The sequence below is a fragment of the Parasphingorhabdus sp. genome (assembly GCF_039982395.1).
Lineage (GTDB): Bacteria > Pseudomonadota > Alphaproteobacteria > Sphingomonadales > Sphingomonadaceae > Parasphingorhabdus.
This window is the reverse complement of record NZ_JBDWYO010000002.1, coordinates 49,958-69,495: the sequence shown is the minus strand read 5'-3', so window position 1 is coordinate 69,495 and position 19,538 is coordinate 49,958. Positions and strand designations below refer to the sequence as shown.

17 protein-coding genes are annotated in these 19,538 nt (G+C 55.2%); 10 read left to right on the top strand and 7 right to left on the bottom strand.

All coding sequences use genetic code 11. From position 1 onward, the window contains the following. Positions 1-99: 99 nt before the first annotated feature. Positions 100-933: an SDR family oxidoreductase gene (locus ABJV08_RS05990; protein ID WP_348053371.1), complete on the top strand. Its 834-nt coding sequence runs from the start codon at positions 100-102 to the stop codon at positions 931-933. A gap of 3 nt (positions 934-936) precedes the next feature. Here the strand turns inward: ABJV08_RS05990 and ABJV08_RS05985 are convergent, their stop codons facing one another. Then, a complete protein-coding gene (locus ABJV08_RS05985; protein WP_348053443.1) occupies positions 937-1,236 on the bottom strand; it encodes a 4a-hydroxytetrahydrobiopterin dehydratase in 300 nt (99 codons plus the stop codon). Positions 1,237-1,286: 50 nt separating this feature from the next. Here ABJV08_RS05985 and ccmA point away from each other — a divergent pair, with 50 nt between their 5' ends. Together ccmA and ABJV08_RS05975 are read left to right on the top strand one after the other, a co-directional pair. Then, positions 1,287-1,913, top strand: a complete 627-nt coding sequence (gene ccmA, locus ABJV08_RS05980; protein ID WP_348115109.1) for a heme ABC exporter ATP-binding protein CcmA — start codon at positions 1,287-1,289, stop codon at positions 1,911-1,913. Further along, positions 1,913-2,560 (top strand): heme exporter protein CcmB, encoded by a 648-nt coding sequence (locus tag ABJV08_RS05975; protein ID WP_348053441.1) that lies wholly within the window; start codon positions 1,913-1,915, stop codon positions 2,558-2,560. Before ccmA ends, ABJV08_RS05975 begins: the two co-directional genes overlap by 1 nt. A gap of 17 nt (positions 2,561-2,577) precedes the next feature. Here the strand turns inward: ABJV08_RS05975 and ABJV08_RS05970 are convergent, their stop codons facing one another. Next, positions 2,578-3,219, bottom strand: a complete 642-nt coding sequence (locus ABJV08_RS05970; protein ID WP_348053367.1) for a TetR/AcrR family transcriptional regulator — start codon at positions 3,217-3,219, stop codon at positions 2,578-2,580. Between the two features lie 96 nt (positions 3,220-3,315). Here ABJV08_RS05970 and ABJV08_RS05965 point away from each other — a divergent pair, with 96 nt between their 5' ends. From ABJV08_RS05965 to ABJV08_RS05950, 4 genes are all read left to right on the top strand, one after another. Further along, positions 3,316-4,845 carry a TolC family protein gene (locus ABJV08_RS05965; RefSeq protein ID WP_348053365.1) on the top strand — a complete coding sequence of 510 codons (1,530 nt, stop codon included), beginning with the start codon at positions 3,316-3,318 and terminating at the stop codon, positions 4,843-4,845. After that, positions 4,846-6,225 (top strand): HlyD family efflux transporter periplasmic adaptor subunit, encoded by a 1,380-nt coding sequence (locus tag ABJV08_RS05960; RefSeq protein WP_348053363.1) that lies wholly within the window; start codon positions 4,846-4,848, stop codon positions 6,223-6,225. Further along, positions 6,222-9,458, top strand: coding sequence for an efflux RND transporter permease subunit (locus ABJV08_RS05955; protein ID WP_348115112.1), 3,237 nt, complete (start codon positions 6,222-6,224; stop codon positions 9,456-9,458). Before ABJV08_RS05960 ends, ABJV08_RS05955 begins: the two co-directional genes overlap by 4 nt. Before the next feature lie 86 nt (positions 9,459-9,544). Further along, positions 9,545-11,569, top strand: coding sequence for an NADPH-dependent 2,4-dienoyl-CoA reductase (locus ABJV08_RS05950; protein ID WP_348053358.1), 2,025 nt, complete (start codon positions 9,545-9,547; stop codon positions 11,567-11,569). A 143-nt stretch (positions 11,570-11,712) separates the two neighbouring features. On the opposite strand, the gene ABJV08_RS05945 is transcribed toward ABJV08_RS05950, so the two are convergent. After that, positions 11,713-11,988: a metal-sensitive transcriptional regulator gene (locus tag ABJV08_RS05945; RefSeq protein ID WP_348053356.1), complete on the bottom strand. Its 276-nt coding sequence runs from the start codon at positions 11,986-11,988 to the stop codon at positions 11,713-11,715. A gap of 61 nt (positions 11,989-12,049) precedes the next feature. On the opposite strand from ABJV08_RS05945, the gene ABJV08_RS05940 reads away from it, so the two are divergent. Both ABJV08_RS05940 and ABJV08_RS05935 read left to right on the top strand, forming a co-directional pair. Then, positions 12,050-13,936, top strand: coding sequence for a copper resistance system multicopper oxidase (locus ABJV08_RS05940; RefSeq protein ID WP_348053354.1), 1,887 nt, complete (start codon positions 12,050-12,052; stop codon positions 13,934-13,936). Positions 13,937-13,938: 2 nt separating this feature from the next. Next, positions 13,939-14,928: a copper resistance protein B gene (locus ABJV08_RS05935; protein WP_348053352.1), complete on the top strand. Its 990-nt coding sequence runs from the start codon at positions 13,939-13,941 to the stop codon at positions 14,926-14,928. Between the two features lie 30 nt (positions 14,929-14,958). Here the strand turns inward: ABJV08_RS05935 and ABJV08_RS05930 are convergent, their stop codons facing one another. Together ABJV08_RS05930 and ABJV08_RS05925 are read right to left on the bottom strand one after the other, a co-directional pair. Then, complete coding sequence (locus tag ABJV08_RS05930) at positions 14,959-15,522, bottom strand: hypothetical protein (RefSeq protein WP_348053350.1); 564 nt, start codon at positions 15,520-15,522, stop codon at positions 14,959-14,961. Positions 15,523-15,605: 83 nt separating this feature from the next. Beyond that, positions 15,606-15,809 (bottom strand): hypothetical protein, encoded by a 204-nt coding sequence (locus ABJV08_RS05925; RefSeq protein WP_348053348.1) that lies wholly within the window; start codon positions 15,807-15,809, stop codon positions 15,606-15,608. Between the two features lie 380 nt (positions 15,810-16,189). Between ABJV08_RS05925 and ABJV08_RS05920 the strand changes: the two genes are divergently transcribed. Then, complete coding sequence (locus ABJV08_RS05920; protein WP_348053346.1) at positions 16,190-17,947, top strand: amidohydrolase family protein; 1,758 nt, start codon at positions 16,190-16,192, stop codon at positions 17,945-17,947. Here the strand turns inward: ABJV08_RS05920 and ABJV08_RS05915 are convergent. Together ABJV08_RS05915 and ABJV08_RS05910 are read right to left on the bottom strand one after the other, a co-directional pair. Continuing rightward, positions 17,944-18,477 (bottom strand): isoprenylcysteine carboxylmethyltransferase family protein, encoded by a 534-nt coding sequence (locus ABJV08_RS05915; RefSeq protein ID WP_348053344.1) that lies wholly within the window; start codon positions 18,475-18,477, stop codon positions 17,944-17,946. The two genes, ABJV08_RS05920 and ABJV08_RS05915, sit on opposite strands and share 4 nt — an antisense overlap. Beyond that, positions 18,474-19,532, bottom strand: coding sequence for a type III polyketide synthase (locus ABJV08_RS05910; protein WP_348053342.1), 1,059 nt, complete (start codon positions 19,530-19,532; stop codon positions 18,474-18,476). Before ABJV08_RS05910 ends, ABJV08_RS05915 begins: the two co-directional genes overlap by 4 nt. Between the last annotated feature and the right edge of the window lie 6 nt (positions 19,533-19,538).

Genomic DNA, 19,538 nt, shown 5'->3' with positions numbered 1-19,538 from the left:
AGTGACGCGCTTTCATCTGCATGTCCAACTTCACTTGACCTGCAGCAGAAAAACCGCTCGAATGAACATCAGTGTTAATAACAAGGCAAGAGCGAAACCATGGGCTATCAAAGCGGGCAAAAAACGATTTTCATCACCGGAGCCGCATCCGGTCTGGGCCGCGAAGTCGGACGCTATTTTGCCGAAAAAGGATGGTTCGTCGGCATTGCCGATATCAATGATGATGGCATGGCCGAAACGGCTGCACAATTGCCAGAGGGTCAGAGCTCCATCCACAGGTTGGATGTGACCGATCGCGCCCAATGGAAGAAAGCCGTCGCCGAGTTCGGCGCCATCACCGGCGACACAATGACTGTCATGTTCAACAATGCCGGCATTGGCGAAGGTGGACCAATCCAGGAAATGGAAGATTCCGCCATTGATCTTATGATTGCAATCAACTTTACTGGCGTGATTACTGGCACGCGCGCCTGTTTTGAAATGCTCAAAAACACGCCAGACAGCTGCATCCTATATACCGCATCAGCTGCGGGCATATACGGGGTTGCCGATCTCAGCGTTTATAGCGCGACCAAATTTGCTGTCCGTGGTCTTGCCGAATCGCATGATATCGAGCTTCGTAAATATGGCATCAAGGCGCGCTCGCTGATGCCGGGTTTCATCGACACCAATATCATATCCGGGGTTGTTGAAGGCACCAACCAGAGCGGCAAGCAACAGCTTGAAGCCGCCGGGGTCATGGTCAGCCCTGTTTCAATCATCGGGCCCGCGGCCTGGGATGCGGTGCATGGAAAAAAGGTCCACACGCCGGTCAATAAAATGGCAAAACAACTAGCCTTTGCCGCTCGCTGGATGCCGGGTCGAATCCGCAAACAGGCGGTCAGTGTGGCAAGCGAGCTTGGTCACATGCTGTCCGGTGCGAATACGAAATAGGCTCTAGAGGCACAGCTCGATCACATCGGCCAGGTTCACATCGCGCAATGACAGACCGCCATTTTCGCCAGCGTCATGGGTGGTGAGCAGAATGTCGACGCGATTGTAAACATTGAACCATTCGGGATGGTGGTCGGCTTTTTCCGCGTGCAGGGCGACACGGGTCATAAACGCAAAGGCTTCGGTAAAATCGGAAAATTTGAACGATCGACTGATCGCATCGCGCGCCGCGTCATAGTCCCAATCAGACAGCTTCGCCAAAGCCACCGTGCGTTCGTCATCCGTCAGTTGCGCCACCATAATTATCGCTCCTTGCTTGGCTTTCGCGCCAAATCATGTCTTAAGTCTGATCCATGAATGAAGGACAGTCAACCGGAAGCAGCAATCGGCTCTTGGCCGAGGCCCTGAGTTGCGCGCGCGGCGGACGGATATTGTTCCGCAACCTCGATTTTGTGTTGGAAGCCGGACAAGCCGGATTGCTCACCGGGCCCAATGGCGTCGGCAAATCGAGCCTGCTGCGCCTGCTCGCTGGCCTGCTGCATCCCATGGCCGGATCCTATGCCGGACCTGAATCCATAGCCCTTTGCGATGACCGGCTGGCGCTGGATGAACATTTGCCGCTCGCACAGACGTTGCGTTTCTGGGCACAGCTCGATGGCAAAGACAATGCCGACGTGTCGACCGCGATGGCACGCGCCGGACTTGATCATCTGGCCGACGTGCCGGTGCGCTATTTCTCGACCGGACAAAGACAGCGGGCAAGACTCGCGCGAACCTATCTCACTGGCGCAAGTCTCTGGTTGCTGGACGAGCCGGCCAATGGCCTCGACACGGATTCCGTCGGTCAATTGGGTCTGGCCTTGCAAAGCCATTTGGATAGCGGCGGCCTATTGATCGCGGCAAGCCATATACCCCTGCCGATTGCCTTTGATTTCACTTTGGACCTCCAACCATTGGAAGAATTGGAAGCATGTTTGTGATGAACGGGATTGCTTCGATCATCTGGCGTGATGTACGGCAAAGCTATGCCAGCGGCGGGACATGGCTGCCGGTCATCTTCTATCTATCGGCGGCAACGCTTTTCCCCTTTGCCGTTGGGCCCGACCCGCAACTGCTGCTGCAGACTGGTGGCGGCATTTTGTGGATCGCAGCCTTGCTGGCGACCTTGCTGCCGCTGGACCGTTTGATCCAGCCCGATCTCGAAAATGGCATCTACGACCAGATGATCGTCCGCGGTCTGTCCGACGAGATGATCGCGGCGGCCCGGCTCGTTTCCCACTGGTTGGCCTTTGGCCCGCCGCTTTTGCTCGCGGCCCTTTTGGCCAGCGGTTTGATGGGGCTGGAAGGTGTTGCCCTCGGGACTCTATTGGCTAGCCTAGCGATTGCCACGCCCGCTTTGGCAGGCTTGGCGGTGATGATCGCGGCGCTGACCGCTGGCCTGAAAGGGGCTGGGGCGCTGGGCGGACTGCTGCTGGTTCCACTGGCGATTCCGTTGCTCATTTTTGGTGCTGGAAGCCTATCCGCGCAGAGCAGCAGCGCGTTGGCATTTTTGGCAGCCATTTCCTTGCTGCTGGTCGCGATCACCCCCTTTGCAGCCGGCGCCGCTCTCCGTGCTGTCAGGGAATAGCCATAGAAAACAGATAACTAAGCTTGGTGGATCAGCATCCAGGCATCAACCGCGCGCTTGGCCCGCTCACTCTTTTCCGGCCCGGTCAAGTTTATTTTCTCTCCATAGCGAAGCATCATTTCGATGCGCCCGACCACCAGACTGACAAACATTGCTGCCGCGGCGCTGAGATCATCGCTTTGGATCTCCCCTTTATCGACAAATATTTGCAGAAGCTTGGTTATATTGTTGAGCAAGGCACGTGGGCCATTGTCGAGAAACTGCTCACCGATCCTGGGGTCCCGGTTCACCTCTGCTGCAAGGATACGATCAAAGCGTATCCTTTCGTCATCCATCAAAAAGCCCATCATGTTCTCGGCCACGAGAATCAGGATATCGCGGAGATTTTTAGCCTCAAGATTTTCCCCGACAACGCCCTCGCTCATCCGACTACATTCTGCCTTGACCATTTCGCCAAACAGATTTTCTTTGCTCTGGAACCAACTATATACCGTTACTTTGGATACTTCGGCACGCGCCGCTATGGCCTCGATGCTCGAAGCAGAATATCCGCTCTTTAAAAATTCGGCACGCGCTGCAGCCAAAATTTTCTTTATTTTTCTTTGGCTTGATGGCCTGTCTGATCGTTCTTTGACGATATGCTTATCCGCGTTTTCCACGGCATATTTCCCCCGGATAGTCATCTTTACTCACAAAATGAACGATGGCGTTCAAATGAAACGTTGACGTTCATTATTCTCCCTGACATATTATTGATGCTTGGTAAAGTCCCAGCTGATTCAATCACGGATGCTGTTTTGAGAAACCGATTCCAAAGTGTCACATTATCGCTGTTGGCGATTACCGCGGTAACAAGCGGTTGCGTCAGCATGGCGCCTGAATCCGCTGTGCCTGAACTCGTCGCCGGCATCCCGGCGGCCTTCAGTCAAAGCGGAGCAGACGGCGCTTATCAACCGGCTCGCTGGTGGACCTCTTTTGAGGACCCCGTGCTCAACAATTTGCTGGACGAAGCCCTGAGCAAGAATCTTGATTTGGCAGAAGCAACAGCACGTTTGAGGGCTGCCGAGGCGCGGGCCCGTGTTTCCAAGAGCGGTCTGTTCCCGCAAGTGAACGCCGGGCTGGAAAGCCGCTATTCGGATTCTCCGACCGCCGGAACCAATTTTGGTTCGATTCCCGGCGCAGGCGCAGGGCGTCTTCGGAACGAGACATATTCTTCCAGCCTCGCCTTTTCCTATGAACTCGATATTTGGGGCAAGCTGCGCAATGATGCCCGGGCCGGGCGTGCCGATGCGATCGCGGCATCCGCCGACCTGCAAGCGGTCCGTCTCGCGGTGCTGGCCGAAACAATCACAAGCTATTTCGACCTTGTCGATGGGCGGCATCAAATCGCGCTGACCGCGAAAACCATCGACATATTGGGCGATCGCGTCGAGCAGACCGAGAACCGCTATCGCCGCGGCCTCACGACCTCCTTTGAACTCTATCAAGTCCGGCAAGACTTCCGGAACGTACAAGCCAGCTTGCCGCAGCGGGAAAGCCAATTGACCGCAACCGAAGGCCAATTGGCGGTTCTGGTTGGTCGATATTCAAACGATATGGACGCATTGCTGGGTAAGAAACTGACTCCCAAATTGATCTTCAAGCCTGTCCCTTCTGGCCTGCCAATCGATCTTCTGTCGCAGCGCCCCGATGTTTTCGCAGAGAGCCAACGACTCGAATCTGCGCGCTACAATCTTGGCGCAAGACGCGCAGAGCGTTTCCCTTCCCTTACCCTTTCCGCCAACACAGGTAGCCAGGCCGGTGACCCGTCCGGCGCTTTCAACATATTTGACAATTGGTTGCTCAACCTCGGAGCAGGGCTGACAGCACCAATATTTCAAGGCGGCAGGATCAAGGGGAATATTGACGTCGCGAAAGCGCAATATGAACAACAGACCGCGGTCTATGGACGCACCCTTCTCACCGCTTATCAAGAGGTTGGCACCGCGATTGAACGCTATGAAGAGGGACGCCAGCGCTACAGCTTCCTATTCTCCCAACTCGACGAGGCGAAAGCATCGGTCGAATTGCAATCCCGCCGCTTTGCCAATGGCGTTGGCAGCTATGTCGATTATCTCGACGCGCTACGGGCGCAATATCAGATGCAATCCTCTTTATCATCCGCTGCACGCGACGTCGCCTTGGCGCGGCTTGGCGTTCACCGTGCGTTGGGCGGAAGCTGGGACGATGTTCCCCGCGCGCCCGACATTATGACCGATCCTCCAGCCATTCAGGGAGACAAATAAGTGCATAGGCAACGGGTACTCGGCGGCCTGATTCTGCTCGGAGCGATCTTGATTGCTGCCGTTCTGATCCTGATCCGATCCGAACCGGAGGAGAAACCTCCGGAGGATCTCATTCCTCTTGTTCAGGCTGAACCGCTCGAAATTCGTTCGGGAAATTTGATGATCACGGGCGCCGGCACAGTGCGCGCGCGCGAAGAATTGACATTGGCGGCAGAGGTCGCAGGCAAGCTCGTCTACGTCAATCCAAGCCTGCGCGAAGGTCAGCGCATCGCGCGAGGAGCCACTCTTTTCCGGATCGACACTTCGGATTACCGCAATGCAGTACAAACAGCGCAAGCCGATGTGGCGTCGCAGAATGTGGCTGTTATGCAGGCCCGCGAGGAAGTGACTTTGGCCAAAGCCGAACTGGATCGATTCGAACAGCGCGGCACTAGTTACGGCGACGCCTACGCCAACGTTGATAGCAGCGACTATGCCGCACAGATCCTGCCACCAGACGTGCTCAACCAAAGGACAGAGACAGACAATCATCAGGCAATACAGAAAAGCCCCGCAAACGGTCTGGCGACCAGACAGCCACAATTGCGATCTGCTCGCGCCGGTCTGCGACGCGCACAAGCAAATCTGGCCAACGCCCAGACAGCCTTGCAACGCACTGTGGTGCGTGCGCCGTTTTCCGGCATTGTTCGCGCCGAACAAATCGCCTTGGGCAGCTATGTTCAACCGGGTCAGTCTTTGGGTTCGATGGTCAGCACCGCAGATTATGAAGCGATCATTCCCCTATCGGAGAAAGAAGCAGCTTTGATCCCGCAATTGTTTTCCGCCGGGTCCGGCAACCGGATCGAAGCGTCGATATATTCCGACTATGGCGGTGTCCGCTATCGCTGGTCCGCCTATGTGGATCGGGTAAATGCCTTGCTCAATCCAAAGACCAGAACGATTGACGTGTACCTCCGCATTCCCAACCCTACCCGCGGCGGCGCACCCGCTTCTGTGGTCGCAAAGGATAGTAAAACAGCCACAGCTTCGAGCGCTCCTCCTCTTTTCGTCGGCAGTTTTGTCGATGCGGAAATTACCGGAAAACCTCTCGATTCATATGCAATTTTGCCACTTTCTGCCCTAAAAGCGGACAATAAGGTCTGGTTGGTTCGCGACGGGAAATTGCGCATTGTCACCGTGAATATTTATCAGCGGACCGATAAATCGGCGCTGGTCAGCACAGCCGGACTTGGCGCCAATCCAGTGGCCATTACCGGTAGCCTGAAGATCGCGACCGAAGGTTTGCAAGTTCGCATTGCAAAAGAACGTTCCGCAATCAAAACCGCAAAAACCAGTGACAGCAGTCCGGAAAATGCGGCGAAAGCCAAAACGACCAAGTGACAAACTCGTCCGATCTTGACCTTCCGCAGCCGGAGCAACCGAGCAAAGCGATAATGGAACAGACGGGGTTTGTTGCGTTTATGGCGCGCAACGGCGTCGCAGCCAATCTTTTGATGATTTTCTTGTTCGTTGCCGGGATCGCCTCCTACCAAACCATCGTTCAGGAGGTCTTCGCCGAGAATAGCCTCGACAGGGTTCAGGTCAGCGTCGCCTATCCAGGCGCCACGCCCGATGAAGTGGAAGAATCGATTGTCCAGAAGATCGAAGAAGCCGTTGAAGCCGTCGAGAATGTAAAGCAAATCCAGTCCAATGCCGCTGAGAACACCGGATCCGTGACGATTGAGATGGAATTAGGAACCGATATCGACCGCGCCCTGGACGATATCAAAGCCGAAATAGACCAGATCCAAACCTTCCCGGATGAAGCCGAAGAACCCGATGTCCGGGAGGTGACCTCTAGACAGAGCGTGGTTCGGGTTGCCATTTTTGGAGATGTATCCGAAAATGCGCTCAAGGAAACGGCGTATCGGTTGGAAGAGTCCCTGGCGACACTACCGGAAGTTTCCTTTGTCGATACCAGCGCCATCCGCGACTATGAGGTTTCGATCGAGGTGCCGCAAGATACGTTGCAGGCTTTCGGGCTTTCGCTCAACGACATATCCCGGACCGTTGCCGCCAGCAGTCTCGATAGTCCGGCCGGTTCGATTGATACCGAAAGCGAGGAAGTTCGCGTCCGGACCATTGGACAAAATTACAATCAGCAGAATTTCGAAGATATCGTTCTGGTCAGCAACGAAAATGGCACCCTGATCCGCCTGGGACAGATTGCCAAGATCCGGGACGGGTTTCAGGATTCGGAACTTGTTGCGCTTTTCAATGGCAAGCCTGTGGCCTTTGTGGAGGTGTTTCGAACCAGTAACGAACGCGTGCTGGATGTATCCAGAGCCACCAACGACTATCTTGAAGGGCCCTTCGCGCATTCCTTGCCAGAGGGCATCTCCTACGCAATCTGGAGCGATGACAGTGAACTTCTTAACGAACGCCTCAGTTTGCTACTCAAGAACGCGGCTATCGGATTGCTGCTGGTTTTGCTCGCGCTCACTCTATTCCTAGATATCCGCCTCGCTGGCTGGACCGCCCTTGGCATCGGCGTAACCTTTGTCGGCGCAATCTTCCTGCTGGATCTCGCCGGCTCGAGTATCAATATGTTCTCGCTGTTCGGCTTCATCCTGGCATTGGGGATGGTGGTTGATGACGCCATCGTCGTCGGCGAGAGCGTTTATGCCCGGCGCGAATCCGGTCGGACAGGGTTAGGCGCTGCAGTAAGCGGAGCAAGGCGGGTCACCGTACCCGTCATTTTTGCTGTCCTGACAACCGTCGCGGCCTTCTCGCCCTTGTTCGCTATCGGCGGCATCATGGGAAAAATCCTGGCCGATATTCCGTTGGTCGTGGTCGCTGTGCTCTTCTTGTCGCTGGTCGAAAGCCTATTGATACTTCCCAACCATCTCAGTCACTTGCCAGCGCCCGGCGCGCCGACACGCAACCCCGTCACACGCTTTTTTGAGCGACTTCAAGCAAAGGTGGACGTTTACTATCAGGCTTTTGTCAACGGCCCGCTCGATCGGGCTCTGCATTTTTCTATCCGCATGCCTTTTGTCATATTGGCCGGCAGCGTCGCGCTGTTCATTGTCATCGGGGCCCTGATCCCGGCGGGCATTATCAAAAACTCGTTCTTTCCTGCAATTGAAGACGACATTGTTACGGCCAGTCTAGAGATGCCTGCCGGAACCACAATCACAGAAACCGAGAAAATTGCTCGACTGATCGAACAAAAAGGTCGCGAAACCTTTGCGAAATTCGAGGCAGAAAAAGACGAGGACGAACCGTCACCTTTGCGCGGCATATTCACGCTCATCGGGCAGGCCCCGCGAGTGAACGGACCTGCCTTCGAGACCAAAGGTTTTTCATCCAACATTGCCAGCGTCCAGTTCAGTTTCATTCCTGGTGATCAGCGTGCGCTTACATCCCGGGAATTTGAAAACGCATGGCGAGAAAATGTCGGGACTGTTGTCGAAGCCCGATCACTCGTCTTCGCTTCGGATCTGATATCTATCGGAGCGCCGGTCGATGTTCAAATTTCGGATCCCGATCCAGACGTGGTGGAAGCGGCTTCGATCAAACTGATGGAGAAACTCAACCGCTTTTCCGGCGTTTTCGATATTGAAAGCGATCAGGACGAAGGGTTGAAAGAAATCCAGCTCCGGTTGAAGCCCGAAGCACGGTCATTGGGAGTGACCTTGCAGGATGTCGCGCTTCAGGTGCGCGCGGCCTTCTTCGGTAGCGAAGCCCTCCGTGTTCAGCGGGGACAGGAAGATATGCGTGTCTATATCCGCTTGCCCGAAGAGGAACGCAATTCGATCGTCGATGTTGAAAGATTCCGCGTCCGCGTCCCGGGCGGTGAAGTCCCGCTTGCCACTCTGGCAGAAGTATCCTTTGGTCAGGCACCGTCGGTAATCCGCCGGACCGACGGGAGACGGATTACGACTGTGACCGCCGACATCAACACTGATGTCGTCACTGGTCAGGAAATCGCGACTGCGGTAACCGACGAAATCATGCCCGAACTACAGGCAGATTACCCCCAATTGCTATATCGCTTTGGCGGCGAACAGAAGGAGCAGCAAGAATCCTTTGGCGACCTAGGCCTCGCCTTCCTCGCCGCATTGTTGATGATCTATACGTTGCTCGCCATTCCGTTCCGGTCCTACATGCAACCGCTCATCATCATGGCAGTCATACCCTTCGGGATCATTGGCGCGCTGATCGGACACCTCGTACTGGGTCTGCCGCTTGGTGTCCTCAGTATATTTGGAATAATTGCTCTCTCCGGTGTCATCGTGAACGGCTCCCTTATTCTCATTGATTTCATCAACGAGAATGTCCGCGAAGGCATGGAAATTGAGGAAGCGATTATCAATGGTGCCAAATCGCGCTTCCGACCCATCATGCTGACCTCGCTGACAACCTTTCTGGGCGTCGCTCCGATCACATTTGAAACGAGCACCCAGGCACAGTTTCTAATACCGATGTCGGCCAGCCTGGGCTTCGGCGTGCTGTTCGGTGCGGTTATACTGCAGATGCTCATTCCGGCCCTGACCATATTGGAACATAAAGGAAAACAAAGAGCGAAAGAAGCGTGGCGCAACCTGATCTCACCCCCCGCGGAAACCTGATACCCCCGAAACTAGCACTGACGTATCAGTGCTTCTAACATATTGAATAATAGGCTTTGAATACAGACTAAGATAGAAAGTTGAATATGAAATATCCAAAATTGCTTGAACCGCTCGACCTGGGCTTCACCACGATTAAAAATCGCTCCATCATGGGCTCCATGCACACCGGCCTGGAGGAAATGGACGGTGGCTTTGAGCGCATGGCTGCCTATTTCGCGGAACGGGCCGCCAATAATATCGGCATGATCATCACCGGCGGGATTGCACCCAATGCAGAATCTACGATGGGCGGCGCCATCATGTCCAGTGACGAAGAAGCCGCCAAGCACCGGATGGTCACCGAAGCCGTGCACGGCGCCGCTGCGGATGTGAAGATATGCATGCAGATATTGCACCCCGGCCCGCTGGCCAATAACAAGGACATGGTCGCGCCTTCAGCCGTGCGATCGCGGATTGCCAAACATCCGCCCAATGAGCTCGACAGGGCCGGTATCCAAAAACAGATCGACGATCATGTGAATTGCGCACTCATGGCCCAGAAAGCAGGCTATGACGGCGTCGAGATCATCGGCTCGGCCGGCTATCTGATATCTACATTTCTGGTCAAGAAAACCAATCTTCGCGAAGATGAATATGGCGGTTCTTTTGAAAATATGATGCGCTTTGCCATAGAGATCGTCGAGCAAACCCGCGCGGCCGTTGGCAAGGACTTCATCCTAATCTTCCGCATTGCGGCAATGGACATGCTGGATGGCGGAATGAGCTGGGAAGAGATTATCGCACTCGGCAAGGCTCTGGAAAAGGCCGGTGTCACGATTATCTCCACCCACTTTACCTGGCATGAAAGCGCGGTGCCAACGATCGCTACGATGGTGCCACGGGCGGCCTTCACGTCGGTGACCGGTCGATTGCGCAAAGAAGTGGACGTCCCGGTCATAACTTCAAACCGCATTAATATGCCGGACGTCGCAGAAGAGGTTCTGGCGCGCGGCGACGCTGACCTGGTCTCCATGGCGCGGCCATTGCTCGCCGACGGCGAATTCATGCGCAAGGCTGTCGAAGGCCGCGAGGACGAGATCAACACCTGCATCGCCTGCAATCAGGCCTGTCTGGATCACACGTTCATGGGCAAGTTAACAACCTGCCTCGTCAACCCACGCGCCTGCCACGAAACCATATTGAACTATGAGCCCGTCACAAAAGCGAAGCGGATTGCCGTCGTTGGTGCCGGTCCGGCCGGCCTCGCTTACGCCACAGTGGCGGCGCAGCGCGGCCATAAGGTGACCTTGTTCGAAGCATCCTCCGAAATTGGCGGCCAATTTAACCTGGCAAAGACCATTCCCGGCAAAGAGGAATTTTACGAGACTCTTCGCTATTATCGACGGATGATCGAAGTCCATTCTATCGACTTGCGGCTTAACACGCGGGCAGATGCCGCCGGGCTGAAAGCGGAAGGTTTTGACCATATCATCGTCTCGACCGGTATCATCCCGCGGACCCCCGATATCGATGGCATCGATCACGATAAAGTGGTCAGCTATATCGACGTCATCAAGGGCAACAAGCCGGTTGGCAAAAAAGTTGCCATTATCGGAGCGGGCGGCATCGGCTTTGATGTTTCTGAATTGATCAGCCATGCCGGCGCGTCCGGTGCCGTTGATCGCGATGTATTCGCGGCAGAATGGGGCGTTGATTTCGAAAATCACCCGCGCGGCGGTGTCACCGGCGTGGAACCAAAGATCGTGAAGTCTGACCGCGAAATCACCTTGCTGCAGCGCAAAGACAGCCGGGTCGGTGCAGGCCTTGGCAAGACAACCGGCTGGACCCATCGCATCACGCTGACGCGGCGCGGTGTCGGCATGATGAACGGCGTTGAATATGTGAAAATAGACGATGCCGGCCTACATATCTTGCAAGGCGGCCAACCCGAGCTTTTGGAAGCCGACACAATCATCATCTGCGCCGGACAAGACCCGTTGCGCGAGCTTTATGATGATCTGGACAAGGAAGGCATTTCTGCCGAACTGGTCGGCGGCGCTTTTGAAGCGATGGAACTCGACGCCAAGGCCGCGATCAATCAGGCAAGCTATATGGCCGCCGCGATCTAGCGGGCAGGTCACAGACCTATGCTGTTGATGAGGATTGCGGAAAGCCTTGCACGGGGAATTTGCGTTTTTTTGGCCGGATAGATTCTCTTACCCGCCTATCCGCGCAACCGGCTGACCATGTCAGGATGGCATACGCATCCTGATCAACGCTTCACCTTCTCGAACAGGTCTACCAGCTCGTCAAATTTCTCTCGCTGTTCCGCCGCATCGCCAGAGGCAATAGCTTCGCTGACACAACAAGCCGCATGGTCTTTCAAAAGCTGGCTTTCGACCTTGGCTAGCGCGGCTTTCACGGCCTGGACCTGATGCAATATGTCCATGCAATAGCGATCATCTGCGACCATCTGGGCGATGCCGCGGACCTGTCCCTCGATCCGATGAAGTCGGGTGATTTTGGAATCTGCTGTACTTTTGGCCATATCTTCTCGCTTGATAGCATACCCTATAGGGGTATAGACAGAAGTCATGAGGAAAGCCAATATGCAAGTCTCTCGTCGCACCATGATCGGTTCTCTTGCAGCGCTTAGCAGTGCCGCCGCCCTGCCTATGCCCGCCTGGGCTGTCGGCAAGATGGACAGAAAAATGCATGGGCACACAGGAGGCCCGCTGCGCAAGGGCAGTCAGCAGCTTTCCGGATCCAAAATCGACCTGCACATCGGCGACGGCAGCTTTGCCACCAGCGGTCGGTCGGGCCATGCGATTGCAGTCAACGGCACGGTGCCGGGCCCGCTTATCCGGCTGCAGGAAGGTCAGGATGTCACCCTGTCCATCCATAATATGCTGAGTGTCGACAGCTCGATCCATTGGCATGGTCTATTGCTGCCGTTCCAGTTTGACGGTGTTCCAGGGATCAGCTTTCCCGGGATCAAGCCGGATGGCCGTTTTGATGTGCCCTATAAGCCGCGCCAATCGGGTACCTATTGGTGGCACAGTCACAGCGGCCTGCAGGAACAAATGGGCCATTACGGGCCTTTGATCATCGACCCAATTGGCACCGACCCCGTGCAATATGACCGCGAGCATATCATAATGCTCAGCGAGTTCACCCCCATGCATCCCCATGCGATCATGAAGAAATTGAAAGTCTCGGAAGGCTATTTCAGCGAACAGAAAACAGCGGCTTTTGATGATTATGATTTGAGCGGCGAAGAGCGGCGCATGTGGGGACAGATGCGAATGATGCCGACCGACATCGCCGACGTCTCTGCGCCAACATACACCTATTTGATCAATGGACATGGCCCCGATGACGGGCTGGAGCTGCCCTATACGCCGGGCGAACGGGTGCGTCTGCGAATCATCAACGGCAGCGCCATGACCTTCTTCAACATCCGTCTGCCCGGCCTACCGATGACCGTGGTGCAGGCCGACGGTATCAATGTGCAACCGGTAGAGATTGATGAGCTTCAGATCGGCGTTGCAGAAACGTATGATGTGATCGTCACACCCACCGAAGACGGTGCTTTCGCACTGGCCGCGGAGAGCATGGATCGCAGCGGCATGGCGCAGGCTTCCTTGACGTCCAAAGCCGGACGCAAAGCCACCTTCCCCGCCTTGCGCGATCCGCCATTACTGAGCATGGTCGACATGGGCCATGGCGGAATGGTCGAAGGTGGCCATGGCGGTCACGGCGGCGCTATGGATCATTCAAAAATGAACCACGGATCGGCAAAACCGCCGACGATGGACCACAGCCAGATGGATCACGCCGCCATGGGGCACACTGCACCACCCCCAAAAGCCGAGCCGGGGCACAGCGGTCACGATATGAGCGCGATGGAGCCAACCGGAAATAGCGGCGGTGGCAGCATGGCTATGCGCGACACCGCTTTGCTGCCCGACACGGTGAGGGTTGGACCCGGTATCGACATGGTATCCATGCATCCGCAGGATCGAACCGGCTATCCGGGATTGGGCCTCGACGATGTTCCGCACCGTGTGCTCAACTATCGGATGCTCAGGTCGCTTGAAATGGATCACAACAAACGCCCGAACGATCGGGCTATGGAATTGCACCTAACCGGCAATATGGAACGCTATATGTGGTCGCTTGACGGCAAAAAATTCAGTGCGGTCGGTGACGACCCTATCCGTTTTGCTTATGATGAGCGCGTGAGGGTGAAGCTGGTCAACGACACGATGATGGCGCACCCGATCCATTTGCACGGGATGTTTTTCGAACTGGTCAACGGTCAGGGCCATCATCAACCGAAAAAACATACCGTGATTGTCCAGCCGGGTAGCAGCGCGACCTTCGAGGTGACCACCAACGAACCGGGCGACTGGGCATTTCACTGCCACCTGCTCTATCATATGCACGCCGGCATGATGCAGACGGTCAGCGTCGCCTTCCCGAAAGACGCATGATCATGTTGCGGATATGCTCAGCGACCATAGTCACACTAATCGCGACTGCCCCTGCAATAGCGCAACATCAAAACCACAGTGACCACTCGATCCCGGCTCCAGCGGCAGAAGAATCTGCGGCTGACCATGGTGAGATGGATCATGCGAAAATGGGTCACGGCGACGATGAGTCCCCGCCAGAGATATCCCGGCCAATCGATCACTCGAAAATGGATCATGGCGCGATCGACCATAGCGATCACGCCGCCGTTCCGGCCGCCGATATGGCGAGCTCAGAAAGCGGACCGGCCAATGCTGCGGATGCCATTTGGGGAGCGGATGCCATGCGCGCTTCCCGCAAGGCCATCTACGCAAATCATGGCAATATGCAGATGTTCTGGTTTCAGGGAGACCGTCTTGAATATCGGGCGCGTCAGGGCAGCGGCGGCTATCTTTGGGATTTGCAGAGCTATTATGGCGGTGATCTCGACAAATTTTGGTTCAAGAGCGAGGGCGAAGGCAGTTTTGGCGAAGCGATAGAAGATGCCGAGATACAAGCCCTATACAGCCGCGCGATCGCGCCGTTTTTTGATCTGCAAGCGGGCATAAGGCAGGATCTCACGGGACCGAGTCGCACCCATGCTGTTGTCGGCCTGCAGGGGCACGCGCCCTATATGCTGGAGATTGATGCGGCAGCCTTTCTCTCTAACAAGGGAGATCTGACCGCTCGGATCGAAGCGGAATATGACCAACGCCTCACCCAGCGCCTGATCCTGCAGCCGCGCCTGGAGGCAAGCCTGTCCGCGCAGGATATGCCGGAGCTGGGGGTCGGCTCCGGCATCGACCAAATCGAGGTCGGTTTGCGCCTACGCTACGAAATCGCGCGCGAGTTTGCCCCCTATGTCGGCGTGGAGCAGGAGTGGAAACTAGGCGGCAGTCGCGATTTTGCGCGCCTTGCCGGAGAAGACCCGAGCGTCACCAACTATGTGATCGGTTTGCGCTTCTGGTTTTGAGGCTTGAGGACAATTGCCCTAGCAAAGCCATCAACCAACACCTTCGCTGCAGGCGTTCAGAAAATTTTGAATGGCATGGGATGATCCGTTCAGATGGATCGAGAACTTGTTGCCATTCATGTTCACAAACGCCCGTTTTCCGCGACGCATCTCATCCCACAGATTATGGGAATCGGAAATATCGAACTGAGGATAGTGGGAACTGACGCCTTGAATCTGAAACAGGCCCTTGTGTCCGACCAATCCGAACGATCTGCCATCATCGACCCGAATAGAGAAACCGAATTCATCACCCTTTCGAACCTCTGGCGATTTCGCAAATATAGTGTTTGAAATTGTCCCTTGTCCGGCGTCCAGATTGGCACAAGTAAATTCCCACAACCGATCCAGTCGATGGCTGGTCTCTTTGACTCCAAATTCCAATATCGGCTGGCCATCCACTGTATGGAAATTCCACTCCATACCCAAGCCACTGCCAACATCGACGTAGGATTCCGTCCATGACACAGAGGCATTATCCTTTGCGAACACGGAAGATGGCGTTGTCAAAATCGCCAAGAAACCCAATGCATATAGTGTTTTCAATTTCGTCATAATCAATATTCTTTCCGGCCTTATCAAGTTTTCTGTTACCGGCAGGCATCAACATACCCACCCCAATCATCACCAATTTTCGTTCACTGGCCTGCTGTACAATTTTCGCTCACCGTAGTTTTCGGCACGCCTCCTACGACGAAATCCAACACAACTTCGGTGCACTCGATGAACACTTCTTCAGCCAGAACCGTATCATCTGGGCTGGGTGCCATCGGACTGATCGCGAGCGAACTGACGAACAGCCCGAATCCAAAAGGAAGATCCAAAATTGTTAAGAAATCCATCGATGATACTCCTGTATTGGTTCGACAATTTAAGTTTGAAGGAGATTGGTGATGTTGCGGGTGTCAAAAAGATCATGCTCATTCGATCTGCACCATTGCCCTTCATAATATTGCTTCCCCGATACAATTCGCAAAACTCGTGCCAGATATGGTCGACGAGAGGGATTGCGCGCTAAAGCGCTGGTTTTTACCAGTTTGACCGCGGCGCAAGATCGACATTGTCCCAAAAGGGCAATTTTTTGCCGGGAAAACGGCAAGAAACTGCCGCACTAGACAGTCTCCTATGAAAACTCGGTAGCGCCGATCGCATAGCAATTAAGCCAGTGGCCCCTTCACAGCTTGCCCTTCTATTTTGAGGTCAAACCATCAGGAGAGACTCCATGTTCGATACGATCATCAAAGACGGCACAATTGTCGACGGACTGGGTGGAGCACCTTTTATCGGGGACATTGCTTTTCAGGATGGCGTGATCGTCAAAGTCGGTGGCTCGATCGATGGCCCGGCGAAGGAAGTGCTGGATGCTACAGGCGCGATCGTCACTCCGGGCTGGGTCGATGTTCATACCCATTATGACGGTCAGGTGAGCTGGGACACCGAACTGGCACCCTCTTCCCATAATGGCGCCACCACCGTGGTCATGGGCAATTGCGGCGTCGGTTTTGCGCCAGTTAAACCGGGACAGGAAAAGACGCTGATCGAGCTGATGGAAGGCGTCGAGGATATTCCCGGTACCGCGCTTTATGAAGGCATAGAATGGGGCCAGTGGGAGAGCTTCCCGGAGTATATGGATTATATCGGTGGCCGTGAATATGCGATCGATGTCGCAGCGCAAATCCCGCACGGCGCGGTGCGCTATTATGTGATGGGCGAACGCGGCAAGCAGAATAAAGATGCCGCCGCCGAAGATATAGATGCAATGGCCGCCATTGTTGGCGAAGCGGTTGACGCTGGCGCAGTCGGATTCAGCACCTCGCGCACCATCGGTCACCGATCGCTCTGGGGTACAGAAGTTCCCGGGACCTTTGCTCCGGAAGAAGAACTGACCGCAATCGCCGGTGCCATGGGCAAACTCGGCAAAGGGGTTTTCGAAATGATCCCTGCCGGTACGGTGGGCAAGTTGGAGCATATGGGCGGGGAACGGACAACGCCGCAGCAAGAACATGAGATGATGCGGAACATCTCGATCAGCAGCGGACGGCCGGTCACCTTCACTCTGATACAGTCCCCCGACTATGAACCCGATCTGTGGCGCAAAACATTGATGATGGCGCGCGAGGCCAACGACAATGGTGCGCAATTATATCCGCAAGTGCCATCCCGCCTGATTGGCTATTTGACAGGATTAAGCAGCTATCATCCGTTCATGCGCAAGCCGACCTATCTCGACAATCTGGCAAAACTGCCACTGGACGAGCGGGTAACTGCCATGCGCGATCCCGACGTAAAAGCCGCTCTGCTTTCGGAAAAGGAAATCAAGCACGAAGCACCCGGCAGCATGGAGAATATCTCTGCCTTGCTCGGTCGCGGCGCTGCGATATTATATCCGCTGCACGATCCGGTCGATTATGAAGCAGATGTGGCAGAAACGATCGGCAGTCTAGCGAAAGCCGAAGGTCGCGATCCATTGGAATTTCTATACGACTGGATGCTCGAAGATGGTGGTAAACGTTTCTGCTCCTTAAGCGCAGCCAATCTGGCCAAGGGTATGGATGTGTTGCGCGAATTGCTGGAGCATAGTGAAACCGTCACCGGTCTGAGCGATGCGGGGGCACATGTCACGCTGATCTGCGATGCAACCATGCCAACGACGCAACTATCCTATTGGGCCCGGGACCGGAAAAAGGGCGAGCGGCTGCCGCTGGAATTTCTGGTTCACAAGCAGACCGCGCGCAATGCGGCACTTTATGGATTCAAGGATCGCGGTGCATTGGAAGTGGGAAAACGCGCCGATATCAACGTGATCGATTTCGACAATCTCAGCGTTGCCTCTCCCGTCGCCTACAAAGACCTTCCTGCCGGAGGGACACGGGTGATGCAGCCGGTTACCGGCTACATCGCAACCTATTGCAACGGCATCAAGGTCCGCGAGAATGACAAGGACACCGGCGCTCGTCCCGGCCGGTTGGCGCGCAGCTAAGGCTGTCGTTCGCTAAGGACCGCACTCTCCACCCCAATGCGATGGCGCAGCAATATCGCGTTGAGGACGGAGAAGACGAGTGCGACCCAAGGCAAGCCAAGCATCAGCGGAACAATGGCAATCTCAAGCACCACGACCAGATAATTGGGATGGCTGACAAACCGATAAGGCCCGCGCTTCACCCGGTCGAAATGGGGCGCCGAGATTATCCGCGTTGTCCACCAGCGGCCAATGCTGGCTAGCGTCCAGATGCGCAGGGCCTGCGTACCGACAAACAGAGCGAATAAAGCAGGATGGATAATGTGCTGCGGTTGGACAAGCAACGCGATGATCGCAATCCAGGCGCTGTGAAGAAAGATGAAATAATGATAATGGTCCGCACCATGTTCCATCCCACCTTCGCTGAACAATCTTTTGGTGTTGCGATTGGCATGAACGAGTTCACCCAACCGTTGCACCACGATATAGACAAGCACCCAGGTAACCCATGTTGGACTGTTCGTAAAAAGGGCGCCTAGATTGTCGGTCATGCCATGCCCCTCGGATCCAGAATACCCAGAGCAGCGGTAAAACCGGGACCCAGCGCAGTTAGCAATATGGGCTTTTGCGGATTCTGAGTGAGCAGCCGTTCGAGCACAAACAAAACCGTCGGCGATGACATATTGCCATGCTGGCTCAGTATAGCCCGGGTGACGGGAATGCCGGCAACGTCTGGAGCAAAATATGCTTCGAGTGCGTCCACCACTCTGCCACCGCCGGGGTGACAGGCGGGCTCCGCAAGCTCAGATTTGTCTAGGCCCTGCCTCTTGAGAAATGCATCGCAAAAGGGTGCGAAGTCTTTGGTCACAAAGGTGGGAATATCGCGCGCCAGCACCAGATCGAAGCCGGTGTTTCCAATGTCCCACCCCATCATATCGCGCGTGTCTGGCCAAGTCTTCTGATCAAAAGCGCGGAACGAGGGCGCGTCGGCCTGTTGTTGCTTGCCGCTGATCACTGCCGCCGCACAGCCATCGGCAAACAGAGCGGTGGCAATCATATTCTTCTTGTCAAACTGACTATAATCATATGACAGGCTGCACAATTCCAGAGAGATCAGCAAAATATTCTGGCCGTTGCGGGCCATCGCGAGATCACTAGCCAGTCCCAGTCCCAGCACGCCACCAGCACAACCATGGCCAAAAACGGGGATGGTTTGCGTGGCCGCATCAAAGCCGAGATCTTGTATCAATCGACTGGGAATGGAAGGGGTCATGGTGCCGGTGGTTGATATCATCACGATGGCGTCGATATCAGAAGCGACCAAGTCCGCCTTGTCCAGCGCTTCGCTAGCCGCCTTTTGCGCCAATTGACTAGCGATCTGTTCGTAGATTGCCGCTCGCTCCGCCCAGCCTCTTGGCCTTAGATAATAAGACGGCTCGCAAGCCAGATAGCGCTGCCCGATGCCGCTATTCCCCAAAATCTGTTGCAGGCGGGCCGGCAAATCCGCTCCTCTTGCCTTCGCCAAAATCGCCAGCACTTCGGATTGTGTCACACGGTGATCAGGCACCGCGGTGGCAATAGATTTCAAGCGGGCGGTGAAGGACATATAAGC